At 40.7% G+C, this 16,840-nt stretch carries 16 protein-coding genes and 2 tRNA genes; 8 read left to right on the forward strand and 10 right to left on the reverse strand.

The features are described 5' to 3' along the window. The first annotated feature begins 18 nt into the window (after positions 1-18). A complete protein-coding gene (locus ACX0HA_RS07300; RefSeq protein ID WP_458844613.1) occupies positions 19-1,245 on the forward strand; it encodes a multidrug effflux MFS transporter in 1,227 nt (408 codons plus the stop codon). Positions 1,246-1,253: 8 nt separating this feature from the next. Here the strand turns inward: ACX0HA_RS07300 and ACX0HA_RS07305 are convergent, their stop codons facing one another. The 5 genes from ACX0HA_RS07305 to proS all read right to left on the reverse strand — a co-directional run bounded on the left by ACX0HA_RS07305 (position 1,254) and on the right by proS (position 3,959). After that, on the reverse strand, positions 1,254-1,760 hold the full coding sequence (locus ACX0HA_RS07305; protein WP_458844614.1) for an AidA/PixA family protein: 507 nt from the start codon (positions 1,758-1,760) through the stop codon (positions 1,254-1,256). A 183-nt stretch (positions 1,761-1,943) separates the two neighbouring features. After that, on the reverse strand, positions 1,944-2,198 hold the full coding sequence (gene rpsT, locus ACX0HA_RS07310; RefSeq protein WP_458844615.1) for a 30S ribosomal protein S20: 255 nt from the start codon (positions 2,196-2,198) through the stop codon (positions 1,944-1,946). Positions 2,199-2,233: 35 nt separating this feature from the next. Beyond that, positions 2,234-2,305, reverse strand: a tRNA-Glu gene (locus tag ACX0HA_RS07315). Positions 2,306-2,325: 20 nt separating this feature from the next. Then, positions 2,326-2,397, reverse strand: a tRNA-Glu gene (locus ACX0HA_RS07320). A gap of 89 nt (positions 2,398-2,486) precedes the next feature. Continuing rightward, positions 2,487-3,959, reverse strand: a complete 1,473-nt coding sequence (proS, locus tag ACX0HA_RS07325) for a proline--tRNA ligase (RefSeq protein WP_458844616.1) — start codon at positions 3,957-3,959, stop codon at positions 2,487-2,489. Positions 3,960-4,060: 101 nt separating this feature from the next. On the opposite strand from proS, the gene ACX0HA_RS07330 reads away from it, so the two are divergent. The 4 genes from ACX0HA_RS07330 to ACX0HA_RS07345 all read left to right on the forward strand — a co-directional run bounded on the left by ACX0HA_RS07330 (position 4,061) and on the right by ACX0HA_RS07345 (position 8,714). Then, positions 4,061-5,134 carry a hypothetical protein gene (locus ACX0HA_RS07330; RefSeq protein ID WP_458844617.1) on the forward strand — a complete coding sequence of 358 codons (1,074 nt, stop codon included), beginning with the start codon at positions 4,061-4,063 and terminating at the stop codon, positions 5,132-5,134. Between the two features lie 60 nt (positions 5,135-5,194). Then, positions 5,195-6,712 carry an OmpP1/FadL family transporter gene (locus tag ACX0HA_RS07335; protein ID WP_458844618.1) on the forward strand — a complete coding sequence of 506 codons (1,518 nt, stop codon included), beginning with the start codon at positions 5,195-5,197 and terminating at the stop codon, positions 6,710-6,712. Between the two features lie 200 nt (positions 6,713-6,912). Then, positions 6,913-8,241 carry a 30S ribosomal protein S12 methylthiotransferase RimO gene (gene rimO, locus ACX0HA_RS07340; RefSeq protein ID WP_458844619.1) on the forward strand — a complete coding sequence of 443 codons (1,329 nt, stop codon included), beginning with the start codon at positions 6,913-6,915 and terminating at the stop codon, positions 8,239-8,241. A gap of 86 nt (positions 8,242-8,327) precedes the next feature. After that, positions 8,328-8,714, forward strand: coding sequence for a hypothetical protein (locus ACX0HA_RS07345; protein WP_458844620.1), 387 nt, complete (start codon positions 8,328-8,330; stop codon positions 8,712-8,714). A gap of 9 nt (positions 8,715-8,723) precedes the next feature. Here ACX0HA_RS07345 and ACX0HA_RS07350 read toward each other — a convergent pair whose 3' ends face one another. Continuing rightward, complete coding sequence (locus ACX0HA_RS07350; protein WP_458844621.1) at positions 8,724-10,958, reverse strand: B12-binding domain-containing radical SAM protein; 2,235 nt, start codon at positions 10,956-10,958, stop codon at positions 8,724-8,726. Between the two features lie 192 nt (positions 10,959-11,150). Between ACX0HA_RS07350 and ACX0HA_RS07355 the strand changes: the two genes are divergently transcribed. The 3 genes from ACX0HA_RS07355 to ACX0HA_RS07365 all read left to right on the forward strand — a co-directional run bounded on the left by ACX0HA_RS07355 (position 11,151) and on the right by ACX0HA_RS07365 (position 13,611). Continuing rightward, positions 11,151-11,429: a hypothetical protein gene (locus tag ACX0HA_RS07355; protein ID WP_458844622.1), complete on the forward strand. Its 279-nt coding sequence runs from the start codon at positions 11,151-11,153 to the stop codon at positions 11,427-11,429. A 95-nt stretch (positions 11,430-11,524) separates the two neighbouring features. Further along, entirely contained in the window at positions 11,525-13,114 is a 1,590-nt protein-coding gene (gene bshC, locus ACX0HA_RS07360) for a bacillithiol biosynthesis cysteine-adding enzyme BshC (protein WP_458844623.1), read from the forward strand. Positions 13,115-13,191: 77 nt separating this feature from the next. Beyond that, positions 13,192-13,611, forward strand: coding sequence for a nucleoside-diphosphate kinase (locus tag ACX0HA_RS07365; RefSeq protein WP_317500666.1), 420 nt, complete (start codon positions 13,192-13,194; stop codon positions 13,609-13,611). A 56-nt stretch (positions 13,612-13,667) separates the two neighbouring features. On the opposite strand, the gene ACX0HA_RS07370 is transcribed toward ACX0HA_RS07365, so the two are convergent. The 4 genes from ACX0HA_RS07370 to ftsY all read right to left on the reverse strand — a co-directional run bounded on the left by ACX0HA_RS07370 (position 13,668) and on the right by ftsY (position 16,815). Then, positions 13,668-13,964 carry a DUF721 domain-containing protein gene (locus tag ACX0HA_RS07370; protein WP_458844624.1) on the reverse strand — a complete coding sequence of 99 codons (297 nt, stop codon included), beginning with the start codon at positions 13,962-13,964 and terminating at the stop codon, positions 13,668-13,670. After that, positions 13,964-14,383, reverse strand: a complete 420-nt coding sequence (locus tag ACX0HA_RS07375) for a lipocalin family protein (RefSeq protein ID WP_458844625.1) — start codon at positions 14,381-14,383, stop codon at positions 13,964-13,966. The genes ACX0HA_RS07370 and ACX0HA_RS07375 overlap by 1 nt, the downstream gene beginning before the upstream one ends. A 155-nt stretch (positions 14,384-14,538) precedes the next feature. Continuing rightward, on the reverse strand, positions 14,539-15,747 hold the full coding sequence (locus ACX0HA_RS07380) for a hypothetical protein (protein WP_458844626.1): 1,209 nt from the start codon (positions 15,745-15,747) through the stop codon (positions 14,539-14,541). A 114-nt stretch (positions 15,748-15,861) separates the two neighbouring features. After that, positions 15,862-16,815 carry a signal recognition particle-docking protein FtsY gene (gene ftsY, locus ACX0HA_RS07385; RefSeq protein WP_458844627.1) on the reverse strand — a complete coding sequence of 318 codons (954 nt, stop codon included), beginning with the start codon at positions 16,813-16,815 and terminating at the stop codon, positions 15,862-15,864. Between the last annotated feature and the right edge of the window lie 25 nt (positions 16,816-16,840).

Raw genomic sequence — 16,840 nt, forward strand, 5'->3', positions numbered from 1 at the left:
TGCATAAAATAAATAATCGTGAGCAGGCAAAAATACATTTCACTTATACTCATCTTAGGATTCTTAACAACACTTGGCCCTTTCTCTATAGACATGTACCTTCCCGGATTCACAGCGATAGCTGACGATCTGCACACCACAGTAAGTAAGGTTTCGCTCTCTTTATCCAGTTATTTCATAGGCATCTCTGCGGGACAGCTGCTTTATGGGCCGCTATTAGACCGCTTTGGCCGAAAAAGACCTTTATACATAGGACTTGTTGTTTACCTGATAGCATCCCTTGGTTGCGCGGTAACAAAAGATATAGATGTATTTATAGCATTGCGTTTTGTTCAGGCTGTAGGAAGCTGTGCTGCCTCAGTAGCTGCAATGGCTATGGTGCGCGACCTGTTCCCGGTAGAAGACAGCCCGAAAGTATTTTCACTACTGCTACTTGTTTTGGGCCTTTCGCCAATGCTTGCCCCAACCATAGGCGGTTATGTAATCATAGCATGGGGATGGCATAGCATCTTTATAATACTTGCCTTGATGGGCTTTGCCGTGTTACTTGCTTCACGCTTTGGATTACCTCATACAAGAAAACCGGATCATTCTATCTCACTAAAGCCAAAACCGATACTTAAAGGTTTTGCAAAGGTACTTACACATCCACAGTTTTACACCTATGCCCTTTCCGGAGGCATAGCATTTTCAGGATTATTTACTTATGTTGCAGGTTCTCCGCTCCTGTTTATGGACATATTTAATGTTTCAGGCGAAACATACGGATGGATATTCGCTTTTATGTCGGTAAGCTTTATTGGTGTTAGCCAGCTCAATTCCTTGTTGCTACGCAAATATAAAAGTGAGCAGTTAGTTTACATCGGACTGATATTGCAATTGGTAATAAGCTTCGCCTTCCTTATAGCCGCCATCAACAACTGGCTCGGCCTTTATTCAACAATAACCATGCTGTTCCTTTATTTGGGTTGTTTAGGCCTTACCAATCCGAATACCGCAGGGCTATCACTGGCACCGTTCTCAAATAATGCAGGAAGTGCTTCGGCACTATTAGGTGCTTTACAAATGGGATTAGGTTCACTGGCTTCTATGGCAGTAGGTGTATTGGTAAAAGATTCTATGGTGCCAATGGTAGCCATCATGGCATCGAGCACTCTTATTGCGTTACTGATACTATTAATTGGACGAAGGAGAATAACCACGTTTACAGAAAGCAGCGATACTGATACAATAATTGCACATTAACTTGTGTGTTATTGTACTTCGAAACCGAGGAGGTCACAGTAAAAAGTGCCATGAAAGTTATAATTGACTCCATCACCGGCTAATGTATAGACCGAAAAACGGACTTCAATTTGTTCAAGTCCTTTACGTTTTACCATAGCCATAAACTTTTTTGTTTCGGGCTTATTGCAATCCGAAGTGAGTAGTTCATCCTCGTTTGAGCAGGGAAGTATGTCCAGCCTGCCAATACAGGGAATTATTTTATAAAGCTGTATGCATTCTTTAGCTATGAAATGCTTAGGTTCTGCTTCAAAAACAATTACATCACCAATATTAGCCTTTATTTTCAGGTTAGAGCTGTTATAGCCCGACACTATCGATTTCATATCAGACAGCATGGAAAGCACTCCGGCATCTACTCTCATTGCTCCCTTTTTGTTAAGGCCCGCATCAGGAAAATTCTTCAGTATATAATCTGTATCTATGATTAAAGATACAGTAACCAGTCTGGCATCAGCAATTACATAGGATTCCATATCAGTAAGGTTGATTAAGACAGCATTGGGTGACAATGCATGCACCTGCAAATATGAAATTTAATTCTTTAGAAAAACCAGGTAAAAATACCTGATTTTTGCATTGACCCTTAATAATTAGCAAAACGAAAAGCTCTCCACGTTAATGGAGAGCTCTGCTATATTGGATTGTTGTCTTTTAGCTTATGCTAGTGAAGCAACGTGTTTAGTCAATTTAGACTTAAGGTTTGAAGCCTTGTTCGAGTGAATGATGTTTTTCTTCGCTAATTTGTCGATCATAGAAACAACCGATGCAAGTTTAGCAGAAGCTTCGCTCTTCACAGTAGCTAAACGTATTGCCTTTATAGCATTACGAGTAGTTTTGTGCTGATATCTGTTCAACACTCTTTTCTTTTCGCTTGTTCTGATTCTCTTTAATGCTGACTTGTGATTTGCCATTTTCTTAACTTATAAACTTGTTAATGTTTTAATTGTAGTCCGTAGGGGAATCGAACCCCTGTTACCAGGATGAAAACCTGGCGTCCTAACCCCTAGACGAACGGACCATTATACTCTCAAATTGTTGTAGCCCGTGGGGGAATCGAACCCCCCTTACCAGGATGAAAACCTGGCGTCCTAACCGATAGACGAACGGGCCATTTTGTTTCTGTATTGCGGTTGCAAATGTACAACTATTTTTCACTTCCGCAAGAGTTGAAACAAAAAAAATTAAAAATTTTTAATTTTCTAATATGCCCTTGCAAAAAGAACTCTTCCAACTGACGGATTACCAGTGTATACGCACGTTCCCGCCTCTTCTACTCTATCTAATGCGATACAGCGAATTGTTGCTTTTGTAAGTTCTTTTATCTTTTCTTCAGTAGCCGGCGTGCCATCCCAATGGGCCGCAACGAAGCCTCCTTTGTTATCCAGCACATCTTTGAATTCATCAAAGCTGTTTACCTCAGTTATATGCGAGTTTCTGTACTCAAGTGCCTTATTGAATAATTCCGACTGGATTGTCTCCAGCATGTCCTGAATATAAGTAACAATATCGCCTGCGTTGATAGTTTCTTTAGTAAGCGTATCTCTTCTCGCAACTTCAAATGTACCATTAGCAAGGTCATTTGGCCCGATAGCTACACGAAGCGGTACACCTTTAAGCTCATACTCATTAAATTTCCAGCCCGGCTTTTGTGTAGTCCTGTTATCATATTTAACCGATATGCCTAATTTTCTCAATTTAGCCATAAGCTGGTTTGCTTCTTCAGAGATTGCAGCAAGTTGCTCGTCACCTTTGTAAATAGGAACGATAACCACCTGTATCGGCGCCAGGTTTGGAGGCAGCACTAGTCCGTTATCATCAGAGTGTGTCATTACTAACGCACCCATAAGACGTGTCGACACTCCCCATGATGTAGCCCATACGTAATCCTGTTTCCCTTCCTGGTTAGCAAACTTCACATCAAAGGCTTTAGCAAAATTCTGCCCTAAAAAGTGCGAAGTACCTGCCTGTAGTGCTTTACCATCCTGCATAAGCGCCTCGATACAATAGGTTTCAAGAGCTCCTGCAAAACGTTCGTTGGCTGTTTTTACACCTTTCACAACCGGTATAGCCATAAAGTTCTGAGCAAAATCAGCATATACATTCATCATTTGTTCTGCTTCTGCGATTGCCTCCTGCTGTGTAGCATGGGCAGTATGCCCTTCCTGCCAAAGGAATTCAGCAGTCCTTAAGAAAAGCCTTGTCCTCATTTCCCAACGCACAACGTTTGCCCACTGGTTAATAAGAAGGGGCAGGTCACGGTACGACTGTATCCATTTCCTGTAGGTATCCCAGATAATAGTTTCTGATGTAGGCCTTACGATAAGCTCTTCTTCAAGCTTAGCATCAGGATCTACTTCTATAGAGCCATCTTCAGCTGTTCTTAGCCTGTAGTGAGTAACAACCGCACACTCTTTGGCAAAACCATCTACATGGCTCGCCTCTTTACTGAAATAAGACTTGGGTATGAATAAGGGGAAATACGCATTCTCATGTCCTGTCTCTTTGAACTTCTTATCAAGTTCTGCCTGCATTTTTTCCCATATTGCATAGCCGTATGGTTTAATCACCATACATCCCCTAACCCCTGAATTTTCAGCAAGGTCTGCTTTTACAACCAGTTCATTATACCATTTGGAATAATCTTCTGCTCTTGTTGTTAGATTTTTACTCATTTTAAATAAATTGGCACAAATATTGTTTTACTTTTATATATAAATATAGTTTAGCAAAACTAACTATTTTTGAATACTTCAACAATAAAAAAAGCAAAGCCATGAAAACTAATTACTTCAATACCCAGCGGATTTCCCTTTTTTGCCTATTGGGAATATTAGGGCTGGCTATTACTTCCTGCAGCTCTGCCAAAAACAGCTCGACACAAGATAATGACGGCGTTTATGGCTCTGTACCGCGCGATGCTAATGGCAGTCCCGTATATAAATATAATGATGGCAACGTTCAGCAATACAGGGACGGTGAAAATTCAGGCCAAAACTATTCAGCATATTATAAATCGTTACAAAACGAATTCCCACTTATCGAGACAGGAGAAAAAACTGCTAATGATACTGTAGTGCGCACTCAGGGCTATGCAAGCAGCTACACTGAGAGCAACTCTTATCCGGGATGGGGTGAAGAAACCAGCACCACCAATGTAAATGTTTACGGTGGCTATGGCGGTTACGGCGGCTATGGCTATGGAGGATGGGGACTTTCCATCGGATTTGGATGGGGATGGGGCTATCCTTATTACGGCTACGGATGGGGATATCCTTACTACGGATGGGGATGGGGTTATCCTTATTATGGCGGTGGATACTATGGTGGAGGATATTATCCCCCTTATTATGGTGGCGGAGGAAACTATGTCAACCCAAGATCAACTTCTTATTACGCAGGCAGCAGAAGCCAGTATTATGGTAATAGCAGCCGAAGCACCAACAGAAATGCTTATGCTAATTCCCGTAATGCACAATTTAACAGCAGAAACGGAGGCAGTAACGTATACACTTCACGAAGCAGCAGCAGAAGTATAAACAACGTAAACGGTGGCAGCCGATTTAATACTGCCGCAAGGGACGGTAATACCGTAAGGTCTCGCGGAAATGCAACCTATAATACCCAAAATAACGGAAGCAGCAGAAACTCTTACAACAATAACTCTTCGAGAAGCAACAACACTTATACTCCTTCAAGGAGCAGTGCACCATCGCGAAGCAGTAGCCCAACCTATAGCGCTCCATCACGTAGCAGTTCCGGAAGCGGAAGCTTCGGCGGCGGAAGATCCGGTGGTGGCGGAGGTGGTGGCTCACGCGGTGGAGGCGGTGGAGGCGGCCGACGAGGATAACACAATACAAGCCCCCTATGTTTATTAAGCATGGGGGCTTTTACATTAATCCCTATTGTTATGAAGAAATATATACTATTTGCCGTTACCATCCTGACTGCTACAGCTTCTTCTGCTCAGCAGACATTAAATACAGCCGGAAATGCCGTGCGCTATACAACTGACAATCTCAACGGAACAGCCCGCTTCAGATCCATGAGCGGTGCCTTTGGCGCTGTGGGCGGAGATCTTTCTGCGATGACCATCAATCCTGCAGGAGCAGCGATATTCAACTATAATGTAGGTACGCTATCTGTCTCAAACTATAATTTAAGCAATAATGCAAATTATTTTGGCACAAAGGAGCGCGAGAACTATAACAACTTTGACCTGAACCAGCTGGGAGCTGTATTTGTATTCACAAACAACAGTGAAGAGGCAACCATGCGAAAATTCACCATTGGATTCAACTATGAAAACTCTAACAGTTTTTATAATCGCACTTATTCACGCGGTGTAAATCCAAACAATTCCGTAGACCAGTATTTTTTGAGGTATGCCAATGGCCAGGGTAACGAAGAACCTATTTCGCTAAACACTTTAAATAATGCCTACTATCCTGACCTGAGCTATAATGATCAGCAGGCATTTTTAGGCTATAATGCTTATGCGTTTAACCCAACAACCACCGAAGGGCCTCCTTATGCAGGCAATGTTCCTGCAACCGGAAATTATTACCAGGAAAATTACATGCGCACAGCAGGTTTTAATGGCAAGGTAGCTTTCAATTTTGCTGCCCAGCTAAAAGAGCGTCTGTATGTAGGTATAAACCTTAACGCTCATTTTACGGACTATATTGAAAACAGCACCTTCTACGAAGACACTAACAATCCCTTAGCCACGGGGATGCAGTCATTACAATTTGACAACCACCGTTACACCTATGGAGGCGGTTTTTCATTCAATCTTGGTGCAATATATAAAGTAAGCGATTCTTTTAGAGCAGGATTTGCTTATGAATCTCCTACATGGATGACGCTTCGCAATGAAGTTTCGCAAAGAATAGGTTCTTATTGTCCTGAATGTGATGCCAACAGCGACGCAGCATCTTTTATTTTTGATCCCGGGATGATATTCGTTTATGATAAATACACCATCAAAAACCCTGCAAAATATACTGTCAGTGCAGCTTACATCTTTGGTAAAAGTGGGCTGTTAAGTTTAGATTACTCCATAAAAAATTATGCCAATACAGAATATAAAAGCCATGGATACAGTGCAATTAACGACCAGTTAAACAACACTCTTCAGGTAGCGAGCTCGGTAAGAGTTGGCGCAGAATATAGAATTAAACAAGTAAGCATCAGGGGTGGATACCGCTTTGAGCAAAGCCCATACAAAAACGGCAAGACCATAGGGGATCTTAACGGTGCAACCGGCGGACTTGGATATTCATTCGGAACATCCAGGCTTGACCTTGCCTACTCATGGTACCAGCGCTCGCAAGAAGGGTTAATGCTGCCTACAGCATTCTCAGACACATCAAACATAAAAACGACAAGCAATAACGTGACGCTGTCCTATACTATAGACCTGTAATTCATTAATCTTGTTTTATAAAAGAAAAAACCTTCTTTAGCAATAAGGAAGGTTTTTTTGTAAACAGTCCTAATTGATAAGTCAAAACACTAAATCCAACAGTAAACATCGAACCTTCGGGCATCGGGCTTAAAACTTTAACCTTTAACCCCGCAAGAAACCAAATAATTGCTTAATTTTGCACTCCAATTTTCAAGTACATGAGAACCAAATCGTTAAAGAAGAATAAGATCAATGTAATAACCCTGGGATGTTCTAAGAACGTTTACGACAGTGAAGTTCTTATGGGACAGCTAAGGGCAAGCGGTAAAGATGTGACCCATGAAGCCCCTGCCGATCAGGAAGGTAACATCATCGTTATCAACACCTGCGGATTCATTGACAATGCAAAGGAAGAGTCGGTTAACATGATCCTGAATTATGTTGACAAGAAAGAACAGGGAATTGTAGATAAGGTTTTTGTTACCGGATGCCTTAGCGAACGCTACAAGCCTGACCTTCAAAAAGAGATCCCTAATGTAGACCAGTACTTTGGAACCACTGAGCTTCCCGGACTATTGAAGGCTCTTGGCGCTGACTACAGGCACGAACTTCTGGGTGAACGCCTTACCACTACCCCAAAAAACTACGCTTACCTTAAGATTGCCGAAGGTTGTGACCGTCCGTGCAGTTTCTGTGCTATACCGCTGATGCGTGGAAAACACGTATCGCAGCCTATCGAAAAACTAGTTAAGGAAGCCGAAGGCCTTGCACGCAATGGCGTAAAAGAACTTATACTTATTGCTCAGGACCTTACTTACTATGGCCTTGACCTTTATAAAAAACGTAACCTTGCAGAACTGCTTGAAAACCTTGTTAAGGTAGAAGGCATTGAGTGGATACGTCTTCATTATGCTTTCCCTTCGGGCTTCCCGATGGATGTTCTTGAACTAATGAACCGTGAGCCGAAGATCTGTAATTATATAGATATTCCTCTTCAGCACATAAGCGATAACGTATTAAAATCGATGCGTCGTGGTACTACCAAGGAAAAGACTACCAATCTTCTAAAAGAATTCAGGAAAGCTGTTCCCGGAATGACCATCAGGACTACTCTTATTGTAGGCTATCCTGGAGAGACTGAAGAGGACTTCCAAATCCTTAAAAACTGGGTCGAAGAGATGCGTTTTGAGCGCCTTGGCTGCTTTACCTATTCTCACGAAGAAAACACCCATGCTTACCTTCTTGAAGACGACGTGCCTGCTGATGTAAAACAGCAGCGTGCCAATGAGATCATGGAGATTCAGTCGCAAATATCATGGGATCTGAACCAGGAGAAAATCGGGCAGACATTCCGTTGTATCATCGACCGTAAAGAAGGTGCACACTTTGTTGCACGCACAGAATTTGATAGTCCTGATGTAGATAACGAAGTACTGATAGATGCTTCTCTTGCTTATATGAAAACAGGCGAATTTGTAAACATAAAAATTACCGACGCTACCGAATTTGACCTTTATGGTATTCCTGCTGACGTAGTCGCAAACTAATTGTACAAAAAAAGCTAAAGTCTCAAAACTTTAGCTTTTTTGTTTGGCACAATTTTAGTAGGTTTGATATTATTATTTATAAACACATGAAACTTAAAGCATCTTTACTACTTGTTATTTTTGCCTTTTTATTCACCACAGAGCTTAGTGCACAGGTAGACCGCCGCATTGCTCCTTCGCAATACAAACGCGACAGGAAAAAAGGCGGTAAAGTAGATTTTGTAGAGCAGTCTACAGATTATCTTGCAAAAGAACTTAAACTTGATGATTTCCAGAAGGCGGCTATAAAAGACATCATAGAAGGAGAAAGGGAAAACATCATGAACTTGAACTCTGAAAAGGACATCACTACAGATGAAAGAAGAGACAAGGCCTCTGCAATATCCGGAAGGATATACAAGAAAGTATTACCACTTCTCTCTAAAGATCAGGCAGAGAAATACACCAAAATGGAAGAATCCAAGAAATTCTAAATATACTTCTTACAATACTAAAAGCCCGTAATCGCGTAAAGTGTTTACGGGTTTTCCATACCATAGCAGTTCGAAATCATCTAGGCCTGCATCGTCATAGCTTTGTTTGGCTTTTGCAAAAGTCATTACTTCTTTAGCGGCTACAGCGGCTTTTTCAAGAAATACAGCCAGCCACTCCCCTTGCTCTTTATCCGTTTGAATGGTAAAGCTCTCTTTTTTATCATGGAAAGTCAGCGAAGCCGTTTCGAAGCTCCTGCCCTTCTTGTTTTTAGTAAAGTAAGACACCGAAGGCTTCCCCCCTGTCCACACAACTTTAGCTGTAGGTTTTACATTAAAGCTGTCATCATCCTGAAGCACGTTATAGATATAATCATCCGGAATTTTGGTACGTGGCACTTTGAAGTCAAACCAATCCTGTAATTCGTAGTCAAAACAAATTCCGTGCATATAGTTAAACAGCGACTTCTTCAGTCCGAAACTGAACTTATCGTGGTTAGCCCCCGACTTGTCGACATGCACTATGTCATTATTGGCAAAGCTGCCAATGCTTTCATTTTCTTTCAATACCCCAAATTGTTCCGGATACATACCCACCGGACTATGTGCCGTCATGGCAAACTGGTGCCAGAATCCCGACTGAAGCACACCCGCTTCAAACATCTGGCGTACCATTTCGAGTGAGTCGATGGTTTCCTGTGCCGTTTGCGTCGGGAAACCATACATCAGGTAAGCATGAACCATAACACCGGCTTCGGTAAAGTTACGGGTTACGCGTGCTACCTGGGCTACCGTTACCCCTTTTTGAATCAGCTCCAGCAAACGGTCAGAAGCAACTTCAAGTCCGCCGGAAACAGCAATACAGCCCGATGCCTTCAACAATTTGCAAAGATCGGCCGTAAAGCTCTTCTCAAAGCGTATGTTTGTCCACCAGGTCACAGCCAGATTGCGTCGTAGTATCTCTAAAGCCACCTCTCGCATCAATGCCGGTGGAGCAGCCTCATCTACAAAATGGAAGCCGTTCTGCCCCGTTTGGGCAATAAGTTCTTCCATCCGGTCAACCAGCAATTTTGCTGCAACGGGTTCGTATATTTTTATATAATCAAGGGAAATATCACAAAAGGTACATTTACCCCAATAACAGCCGTGAGCCATGGTAAGCTTATTCCAGCGTCCGTCACTCCACATGCGGTGCATTGGGTTAACAATCTCGATTACAGAGATATAATTATCAAGCAGGAGGTCGGTATAATCAGGCGTGCCAACATCGGCTTGTTTGTAATCCCTGCATCCTGAATTGTCTATATATTTTACTTCTCCATCGATGAGGACGAAAGTACGTTTCAGCTGGTCAATGCTTCTTCTACCTTCAAGGTGCTCGATAAGGCATTCCACCGGAGCTTCGCCATCATCAAGCGTAATGAAATCAAAGAACTCCATCACACGTGCATCAGTCAGCGAGCGCAGTTCCGTGTTCGGGAAACCGCCACCCATAGTAATCTTCACACCAGAAAAATGCTGTTTGATGTATTGCGCACTTCTAAAAGCCGCATATAAATTCCCCGGAAAAGGTACAGAGAAGCCTACCAGCGTTGGATCCACATCCAGCATGCGTTGATGCAATATCTCCAAGAGTAATTCATCTATATACGTATAAGGCTGCTGAAGGCTATGGTATAACTCATCGAACGAATTAGCCGAACGCCCAAGCCTTTCGGCATAGCGGCTAAAGCCAAAATGCGGGTCGATGCATTCAACGATAAGGTCGGATATATCTTCAAGATATAGCGTAGCAAAGTGTTTGGCCTTGTCCTGTGTTCCCATAGAACCAAATGCCCAGTCGAGTTCTTCAAGCTGCGAAAAGCGTGAAGCCTCGGGCAGGAAATCTTCACTGCATATCAGGTGCGACAGCGTAGGGTTCTTTCCCTGAAGAAAAAGCATTACAGCATCTATCGTTTTAAGGTATTCACTTTTAAGGGCGATTATACGTTGTGAATTGGTTGATGGTTGTCGGTTGTCGGTTGTCGGACTTTTGCCTTCTGCCTCCTGCCTTTTCTCTTCAATCCTGCCAAATAAATCCGTCAATCCCTGTTTTGAAAATAATTTTAATATTACCTCAATACCAAGATCGGCCTGAAAGGAGGCTATGTTCTTGGTATTCAGAAATCCTTTTAAATAAGCTGTACCTGGATAGGGTGTATTGAGCTGCGTAAAAGGCGGAGTAATTAAAAAAGCTTTGGTATTCAAAACAGATAGGGATTAAAGTGCAAAAATACGGGATATTTTTGGGATTTGAATAATTTAGAAATCATCCACTTTATTAGTCCCATATTCAACATACGCATAATTCTTTTTTTGTCAGATTATTATATAATCAATTGATTGTTAAACTTCAGGTAAGATTTTTATTATATTTGCCGGTTCAAACCCCCACTGAATATGAAAAAAATAATTAATCTGAACGGCACACTGGTAGAACTTGCCAAAGTGAAAAGCATAACCATTAATGGCGAAGGCTTTTTTGATGTTAAGCTTAAACCCAATTTCATCAAGATACAGCTTTCGAACCGAAAAGATTATCTGTACAATCCTGAAAGCAAAGCTTATGAACTTATTGATGTAGAAGATGAAATCCTTATAGAATACCCTAACAGCGAATATGCCTATAACAGTTTCCTGAGCCTGAAAGAGGTTTGGGAAGAGGCCGTAAATATTTAAGTTGTCTTTTTAAGAAAGTGACGTATTTGATATGTCATTATAAAGTGACATCGAAATTGTTTTTTCCTTAATTTTACGGGAAAATTTATACTAAAATGCCATCAGACTGTATCAGCTTCCAGAGTTCAGGATATTTCACCCCAATCATAAACGACTACCTTAACCAGAAAGATACGCTGAAGCCGCTGTACAACCGTTTCCCTACTGTAGAAAATTTTAAATCACAGATAGAGGAAAAGCAGGAAAATTACAATCCTGAGTTTCGAAAAACGCTTGTAAACGCACTTGAAAGACAGTATAAAGACACTTCTGCTTCGGCATATACCCAACAAAACATACAGCTGCTCGCCGGACACGATACGTTCACTATCACTACCGGCCACCAGCTTAATTTATTTACAGGTCCGCTATATTTCCTTTACAAAATAGTTTCTGCCATTAACCTGAGTAGGCAGCTGAAAGAAGCCTATCCCACCAAAGAATTCGTTCCGGTGTACTGGATGGCAACTGAAGACCATGATTTTGAAGAGATCAATTACTTTAACTTCAGGAATAAAAAAATAAAATGGCCGCGAGAAAGTACAGGGCCTGTAGGCCGATTGTCAACCGACGGCCTTACTGCCGTGCTCGATGTCTTTGCTAAAGAATTAGGTATCGGCAATAATGCCGTATGGCTAAAGGAACTGTTTAAAAACGCTTACCTGAAACACACTAACCTTGCCGATGCTACCCGTTATCTTGCCAATGCAATTTTTGGCAGTGAAGGACTTGTAATAATCGATGGTGATGATGCCGATCTGAAAAGGCATTTCGCACCATATGTTAAGGAAGAGCTGTTAAAACAGACTTCACATCAAAAAGTAGCCGAAACGGCAACACTGCTTAAAGATTACAACATACAGGTAAACCCAAGAGAAATCAACCTGTTTTATATAGAAGACAACATCAGGGAACGCATTATCCATCAGGAAGGCAACTATTACATCAATAACACAGAATTGAAATTCTCTGAAGCTGAGATTTTAGCCTTATTAGAATCCAACCCTGAGAAATTCAGTCCTAATGTTATTATGCGTCCGCTTTATGAGGAAGTAATACTGCCTAACCTTTGCTACATTGGCGGAGGGGGTGAACTGGCTTACTGGCTGGAGCTGAAATCCTATTTCAATTCCGCTAATGTCACATTCCCTATATTACTATTGCGTAACTCGGTTTTGGTAGCAACACAAAAACAAGTTGAGAAACTGGACAAACTTGACCTTAGTTGGGAAGATGTTTTCTCAAAACAACAGCAGCTTCTTAACAAACGGGTTCAATCTTTCTCTGAGTTTAAGCTTGATTTTTCGGCACAAAAAGAATTCCTGGCAGAGCAGTTTGAAAATCTGAATGCCATGGCGGCTAAAACCGATGCTTCGTTTACAGGCGCTGTAAAAGCACAGCAAATAAAACAACTTAAAGGACTTGAGAACCTTGAGAAACGATTATTAAAAGCCGAAAAACGCAGCCATGCCGAGCAGCTGGAACGCATTACTCAAATTCAGAATGAGCTTTTCCCAAACCATAGCCTTCAGGAGCGCAAAGCTAACTTCTCTGAATTCTATCTTGAATACGACGGTAAACTTTTAGCAGAACTATTTGATAAACTGAAACCTCTGGAGCACGAATTCAATGTTATTGTGCTTTAAAAATCAAAAAACATTAACGGTTTATTAAAATTATTTCACTAAAATCCCCTATTTTTGCACAAAATTTAAAATTTACAATGGCAACAAACAGGACTTTCACAATGATCAAGCCGGATGCAGTAGGAAATGGGCATATCGGTGGTATTTTAGCAATGATAGCTGATGCAGGTTTCAAAATCGTATCACTAAAACTTACTCAACTTACTGTAGCTGATGCTCAGGCATTTTATGCTGTACACAGTGCAAGACCTTTCTACGGAGAGCTTGTAGAATTCATGTCAAGAGGTCCAATCGTGGCTGCTATCCTTGAGAAAGAAAATGCAGTTGAAGAATTCAGAACACTAATCGGTGCTACTAACCCTGCTGATGCAGCTGAAGGTACTATCCGTAAAAAATATGCTACTTCAATCGGTGAGAACGCAGTTCACGGATCTGATAGCGATGAGAACGCTGCTATCGAAGGTGCTTTCCATTTTGCAGGAAGAGAGCAGTTCTAATCAGAAAGAACCAAAGCTTTTATATAAAAAAATGCCGCTAAAGAGCGGCATTTTTGCTATCGTAACACTACGTCTTTTACAACTTCGCGTTTCAGTTCTTCATTTATCATCTTAACGATCTTGGCCTTACCAAAACTCAGTTCCTCCCGCAACACTGCCGAAGTAAGCTCTACATACAATGTAGTCCCTTTGAGCATGATCTCTCGCGTATAGTTGTTCACTCCATTGCCCATAAGATTTTTCCAGGCATCGCGCACATCTATCTTATCCATGCCTGGTTGCAGCCTATTCTCCTGCATGAACTGTTTCAGCACATCACCTACCGACTGTTCTTCATTAAATCGTTTTGCCATTACTTAACAGAAAAAGGTTGCGGTTTCTTATAATGGTATTCTATATCATGCTGGTTCTTCACTACCAGTTCTTTATCATCAAGCTCTAAAAGCTCTTCCTTCCATTTTGCATATTCAGTCGTATAACTGATATACGTTTTGCCATTTTCTTTCACGATCGCAATCTTTTCAGACAGATCGTTTACCCTATAGGTACCGTCCAACTGGGGCATTACTTTTTTACGAAAACCTTCTTTGCCTTTAAGCTCAAAATAATCTATTGTTGGGTTTACCGTATATTCTTTTTTGCCACCATCGGTCATAATAACTTCTTCGATTTCCCAGTAACCATTCAGCTTAGGAAGGTCTTCATCAGAAACAGTATGTCCGCAAGAGAAAGCAAACAGTGACACAAAAAGTAATATGACAGTTTTTTTCATCGTTATGTTCATTTTATTGGTAAGGCAAATTTAGGCATTAAAAGTGTGCTTTATTACTATATCATACGAAACTATTTTTTGCATTTAGTTTTCAATTATAACATAAAAAAAATATTTTACTACCCGTACCAGTATGCTTGACAGCATAAGCTTTTTTAATTAATTGTATAACTAACTATTAAGCCAAGCCTGCTTATTTCAGTTTTAAATGAGCTAAGTGTATCATCAAGAAAATCCCTCTTGGTAACATAGCGCGCTGCTACTCCATATCTTCCAAAATTATAACCTATTCCAAAGTTTAAACCAAAGGCAGGTGTAAGATCAAACGACGAATACTCCCCGTTGTAAGGCGTGCCATTAACCGGATGTATCAGAGTTGTCCTTTTTATATCAGCAACAGGCGCACTAAAACAAAAGCCGGCATCAACATAAAGCGAATGCTTATTAGTTATCTGAAAATTATAGCGAGGGCCAAAAATAAAATTGAAAGCACTACCACTTAATTTATAAGAACTCTCGAACACATTATATACTTTGTCATATGAATCAACATTTTCTGAGTTTAACGACTCATACTCAATCCTGAAAAATAACGAAGGCCCTTCAGAAGGAAAAACATATGCTATCTCTCCTCCAAAAGTATAGTTAACATTCGTTTGGTCGCTAACCGGAGGCACAGCACTGTCAATACCAACATTCAGACTATGTATACCGGCAAAAGCACTATACCTGAAGTTCGATTTTTTCACCCCATAAACTTTGCTCTTAACCCCTTTGCATTTATTGTATTTTTGAAAAACCTCTATAAGCTTATTCTGAGCGTAAGCAATATCAGTAAAATCAGATATTTGTTCTCCATCACATTTTACAGCATTAAAAAGCTGTTGCCTGAACATTTTGTTCTCAGCTACAGTTCCATCTTCTAATATATATTGTTTATACACCAACTGATCAATCTGCTCTTGTGCCGATTCTACACTAAAGAAAAATACAGTCTTATAATTACTGGTATAAGAATACAGGGTAGCTTTTCCTTTCAGCAATACATTCAGAAACACTTCCTGTGTAGACCATTGAGGATCTTTATCATTACTATTATTACCCGAAAAATCAATTTTCACCTTATGTTTTTCAAATATAAGCTTTTCATCAACTGCACCATACTCAACAACACCCTGTGGCAAAACAGCAAATTCACCACTTCTGGATTGCTTAAATTTCAAAGACGCTGTCTCAAAAAAATCTCCATATTTAAAAAAGCCATTAACTTTTTTTCCCGATTCAGTTATATAATAGCCCTCAACATCCTGAGCTGATAATTGTGCCGCAAAAAATAATGCCGCAATTAATGTAAAAAATTTCATTAGTGTATCTGATTGGTTTAGTTTAAATCGGAAGCAAATATAGATATATTCTTACATGTGTTCCAAAAAAAAGGTAGTGCTTTTGCACTACCTTTTCATATCTATTTTAGATTCTTACTTAAAAAAAGAATCTACAAATTCATATTTATTAAATACCTGAAGATCTTCAATTCCTTCACCTACTCCAATGTATTTTACCGGAATCTGGAACTGGTCAGATATCCCTATAACCACTCCGCCCTTAGCAGTACCGTCCAGTTTAGTTACTGCAAGACAGCTAACCTCGGTAGCAGCTGTAAATTGTTTAGCCTGTTCAAAAGCATTTTGTCCTGTAGAACCATCAAGAACAAGTAATACATCATGCGGAGCATCTTCTACCACCTTTTGCATTACCCTCTTCACTTTGGTAAGCTCATTCATCAGGTTGACTTTATTATGAAGACGTCCGGCAGTATCAATAATAACCACATCGGCATTTTGGCTTACAGCACTCTGTAGCGTATCAAAAGCAACCGAAGCAGGATCACTACCCATCTGCTGTCTTACGATTGGTACACCTACCCTGTCTGCCCACACCTGAAGCTGGTCTATAGCCGCAGCCCTGAAAGTATCAGCAGCACCCAGCACTACATTGTAGCCTGCTTTTTTGAGCTGGTACGCCAGTTTACCAATGGTCGTAGTCTTACCAACACCATTTACGCCAACAACCATTATAACATAAGGTTTTTTATTGGCCGGTATATCAAATTCAGAAGCCTCTCCACTATTGGTTTCTGAAAGCAATCCTGCAATCTCTTCCCTTAATATCTGGTTAAGCTCATCTGTTCCAAGATATTTATCTTTAGAAACGCGCGCTTCAATGCGCTCAATAATTTTAAGCGTAGTGTTAACCCCAACATCCGAAGATACAAGTATCTCTTCCAGGTTATCGAGAACTTCATCATCTACTTTTGCTTTTCCGGCAATAGCTTTTGACAGTTTCGAGAAGAAAGAAGTTTTGGTTTGTTCAAGTCCTTTATCTAATGTTTCTTTCTTTTCAGAAGAAAATATTTTTTTAAAGAAATTCATATAAGCAGTTGTAATTTTTGTTTTT

Source organism: Flavobacterium hauense (assembly GCF_054457175.1).